2 protein-coding genes and 2 pseudogenes are annotated in these 4,394 nt (G+C 60.6%); 2 read left to right on the forward strand and 2 right to left on the reverse strand.

The features are described from left to right. Window positions 1–107: 107 nt before the first annotated feature. Together N5D22_RS27025 and N5D22_RS27030 are read right to left on the reverse strand one after the other, a co-directional pair. Window positions 108–662: pseudogene (locus N5D22_RS27025) on the reverse strand (DUF1403 family protein); the annotation flags it as partial. Window positions 663–834: 172 nt separating this feature from the next. Then, window positions 835–1,659, reverse strand: coding sequence for an AraC family transcriptional regulator (locus N5D22_RS27030; protein WP_172873223.1), 825 nt, complete (start codon window positions 1,657–1,659; stop codon window positions 835–837). A gap of 347 nt (window positions 1,660–2,006) precedes the next feature. Here N5D22_RS27030 and N5D22_RS27035 point away from each other — a divergent pair. Further along, window positions 2,007–2,632 (forward strand): annotated as a pseudogene (locus N5D22_RS27035) (recombinase family protein). Between the two features lie 6 nt (window positions 2,633–2,638). After that, on the forward strand, window positions 2,639–4,394 hold a 1,756-nt coding region (locus N5D22_RS27040; protein WP_279659002.1), incomplete at its 3' end, for a DUF4158 domain-containing protein.

Below are 4,394 nucleotides of genomic sequence, written 5' to 3' on the forward strand. Positions count from 1 at the left end.
CCGCCAGCGCATCTCCGCCGGCAGGTCTTCCAGCTCCCGATCAAACAAACGCTCGTCCGCGGCGTTCGCTTTCCGACGGACTTTGGCTGGGGAAGATGCGGTCATGGTCACAATCCGAAGATTCGGAAGGAGGAGCGGCCGGAGAGCTCGCGCACCGCCTCCAAACTTTCCAGACGCTCGAACAGCCGGTTGGCCGCCCAGCGCGACAGTTTTGACCCCGGTGCGGACGCCGGCACGGCGTCTTCGGTCAGCAATCGACGGATCACCGGTTCGGCGCCTTTGGTTCGCACCTTCGGCGCCACTGCCATCAACCGCGCGGCGCGGCGATCGATCTCGACGGCGGACCGCAGCGCTGCCTCAACACCGTCGACCAGCGCCAGGCAGATCGCTTTCGGATAGGTTGGCTCACCCGGCCGGACGCGACCGCGACCACCGATGGTGCGGAAGGCGGGTCCAAAGCGTCCGGGCAGCAGCAGCGGCAGGGGTTTCGGCCAGTTGAGTTTCTGCGCCAGCACCAGCTCGCCAAGGCCAAGAGCCAGCACCTCGGCGTCCAGGCGAACGGCAGAAATCGCCGTTATCAGGTCCGCCACCGCGAAGGGTGCTGCTCGCCCGGACTGATTTGCAGAATCGACGATGTCTGGGATCGAGGCAAGGCTGTCGTCGCAGTTCATGGGGTCTGAGTAGCAACGGAACAGAAAACCTACATAAGCCATGCGGCGATTCCTGAGAGGTTCTGGCAGCGGGAGGCGGACTGGCAGCTTTTGAAGCGTAACGTTGAAAAACTGCCAGTTGTAGCTCCGGCTCTAGCTGCCAGATAGTCTCATCACACGACCGTTACGAAATGATCGGTATCCATACCTCCACCTCTCCACGGCCTGTTTGACCATCAAATCGGTGATCATATTTTTCGAAGTCAGGTGCTTTCGCAGCCTCAAGTCCCGATTCCGGCAGCACCTTGTTCCAGATTGTGTAGACGGTCTTCGGCAGGTCCGAGATATGGCCAGTATGCGTGAACACGGCATAGAGTTGCGAGGGTAGGTCAACGCGTTCCATCGCCGGTGTTGATCCTGTCGCCTCGACGCCTGCGATGTAGCGGAAATTCCCTGCTTCATCGGCCATGCAGCAAACGCCATAGGTGGCTCCAGGCACGGCGCCTGCCACCTCCTCTTCACGGGCATTGAAAGATTGCCAAACGGCCGGAATGTTTCCGGTCTGCGCAAACGAGCAATCGGTCCCAAGACCGATGACATTAAAGGCTGCACGTTCTTGCTTCCGGGGTGCACTGACCGGAACGATCATATCTTTATTCATTTCGAAGGGCTCCATAAGGTCAAGATTTGCGGCGAAGTGCTCCTTGCGCAAACTGCTCGGCGTGGTGCCGAAATAGCTTGCGAAGGCGCGCGTGAATGCCTCGTGAGAACCGTAGCCTGCGTCCAGGGCGACAGCGATTATACTGTCATTGCCGGACACGATTGCGCGCGCCGCTTTGGACAGTTTGCGTGCCCGTGTGTAGGACATGATCGACATCCCAGTGGCGTGTTGGAATACGCGACACATGTGATGGATGTTGACCGCGCAACGTTCCGAAAGCGATCGAAGGGACATCTCTGAATTCAGATCTGTTTCGATCTGCCAGATCAGCCTTTCTAAAACGGGCATGAGTTCTCCTGTAATTCACCCGCTCTACATGCCTGACGGCGTGGTTGTGTGCTTGACCGTATTTGACTTAGTTCGAACCTACAGAGCGGTGCACAAACGGTTCCTACGGCGTCCCGGGCGACAGCCTCACCATTTTGCTCTTGGGCAACGAGGTTAGAGCTTGAACGACAGGAATAAGAACGTAAGCGGTCGGTTCAGTCTGTGCAACAAACCCCGGTTTGATGTGACGCCGCGAAGCAGATCGCAACAATTCCGCAGAAGCGGTCAAATTCTATAAATACTCGTGCAGAAACCTATAGCCGATAACCTCCCTACCGTCTAAGTTAATATGAAACGGGGGGGCGCCGATGCTGATTGGTTATATGCGGGTTTCGACCAGCGAGCAGAATCTCGATCTCCAACGCGACGGTCTTGAACGCGCCGGATGTGAGAAGATTTTCGAGACGTGTGCTCGGGCCGTGCAACAGAACGGCCGGGTTTGGCTAAAGCGCTTGAGATTGCGCGGGCTGGTGACGCTCTGGTGGTATGGAAGCTCGATCGCATCGGCCGCTCGCTCGCCCATGTGGTCGGCCTGGTCGGCGACCTTCAGAAGCAAGGGATCGGCCTGAAGGTCCTGACCGGCGACGTGGACACCACGACGACAACCGGCCGCCTCGTCTTCGGCATCTTTGCCACCCTGGCAGAGTTCGAGCGCGATCTCATCCACGAACGCACCATGGCGGGGCTGGCAGCGGCGCGTGCCCGAGGTCGGGCTGGCGGGCGACCGCGCGTCATGACACTGAAGAAGCTGAAGGCGGCCATGGCGATGATGGCAGATCGCGACAACGCTGCGCGTGATGTCGCGGCTGAACTCGGCGTGTCGTTATCGACGCTCTATGCCTACGTCGATGCCAAGGGAAAGCCCCGCGAGCGGGCAAATGATCTACTGGCAAGCAAGCGTCGAGCGAAGCGCGACAACAGCATACAGGCGTAAAAGACCGTGCCGGTAGGATACCTGAGCGAGAGCCAGGCGCGGGAATATGGCCGTTTTCCCGACGAGCTTACCCCGGACCAATTGGCTCGCTATTTCCACCTCGATGACGCCGATCGTGCGTTCGTCGCCGTGCATCGCCGCGATCACAATCGTCTAGGCGTCGCCGTCCAGCTCGGATCGCTGCGCATGCTTGGCACCTTTCCGGAAGACCCCACAGAGGCACCTGTTTCAGCTCTGCGCTTCACCGCCCGCCAGCTTTCGCTCACCGAGCCCGAAGAGTTGATTGCCGAATATGCCCGCAGCGAAGGGCGCTGGCGTCATGCGCCTCGCATTCGTCAGCACTACGGCTACCGGACCTATAGTGATTATGGTGTCGCGTTCCGTCTCAACCGCTTTCTTTATGCCCTGTGCTGGACGGGATCGGACCGACCGTCGGCTCTCTTCGACCGGGCCGTCGCATGGCTGCTAGAAGACAAGGTCCTACTGCCGGGTCTGTCTGTGCTTGAAAGGGCCGTGGCAAGGGTTCGCACACGGGCGAACAGGCGGCTGCATAGATTGCTGATCGAGGCGATGACGCCAGAACAGCGGGAACGGCTTGATAGCCTGGTCGCTATTCCGGAGGGTGCCCGCCAAAGCCCGCTCGACCGGCTGCGTGACGGGCCGTACATTCAAAGCGGACGGGAGATCAGCCGTGCACTCGGCCGTCTGGAAGAAATTCGCACCCACGCAAGCGGCCTGCCGTCGCTCGATCGGCTGCCACCTGGTAAAGTCACGGCGCTGGCGCGGTTTGCCAGCGCTGCAAAGGCTCAGGCCGTTTCGCGTCTGCCGGCCGACCGGCGCGCGGCAACCCTGCTGGCCTTTATTCGAACACTCGAAGCATCGGCCGGGGATGATGTCATCGATCTGTTCGACGCCGTCACGACATCGATGGTGTCGGAGGCGTCGTCGGCTGCCAAGCTGGCAAGATTGCGGTCGCTGCGAGATCTAGATGCAGCGGCACTGAAGTTGCGCGACGCGGCGATCGTCATTCTCGATCCCGAAACGCCCGACGATGCAGTCCGCACCGCAATCTTCGACCTGATCGACAGGCAGGCGCTTGACGCGGCCGTTGAGCGTGTCGGCACCCTCGCGGAACCTCACGACGACACCTACTTTACCGAACTCAGGAAGCACAATCGTAAGATTGCATATACGCCGGGGCTGCTCGCCAGCCTCGATCTCGGCGCGGCTCCCGCCGGCCGGCCCTTGCTGGAGGCCATTGATTATCTCCGTGTGGTTCATTCCGGTGGCAAGCGCGCCGGCCCACCACCAACAGCCTTTGCGCCAAAGGCATGGCAGACCCAACTCAAGACTGCCGATGGCGCCGTCGATCTCACGGGATATCGGCTCTGCATCCTGGACGAACTGCGCCGCGCCATTCGCCGGCGCGACATCTTTCCGGTTCGCTCACTGCGGTATGCCGATCCGCGTAAGGGGCTACTATCAGGTCCGGCATGGGAAGCTGCACGTCCCACGGTCTGCCGCACCGTCGGAGTATCCACCGTTGCTGACGAAGAACTCGGGCGTTTGTCGAGCCGGCTAGACCGAGCCTATCGGGAAACCGCCGATCGTGTCCCGCTGAACCCGGCCGTCACCATCATCAATACCTCGGAAGGCTCGGATCTGTCCCTCGATCGCCTGGAAAAGATCGAGGAACCACCTAGCCTCACCGCGCTGCGCGCCGCGATCGATGCGCGTCTGCCCCGGCTCGATCTGCCCGAAC

Source organism: Agrobacterium sp. GD03872, from assembly GCF_029840625.1.
Taxonomy (GTDB): domain Bacteria; phylum Pseudomonadota; class Alphaproteobacteria; order Rhizobiales; family Rhizobiaceae; genus Agrobacterium; species Agrobacterium fabrum_A.

Bases quoted from the DNA above. Each gene is read 5' to 3' on its own strand.
- N5D22_RS27030 (WP_172873223.1), bottom strand. From the start codon at position 1,659: ATGCCCGTTTTAGAAAGGCTGATCTGGCAGATCGAAACAGATCTGAAT.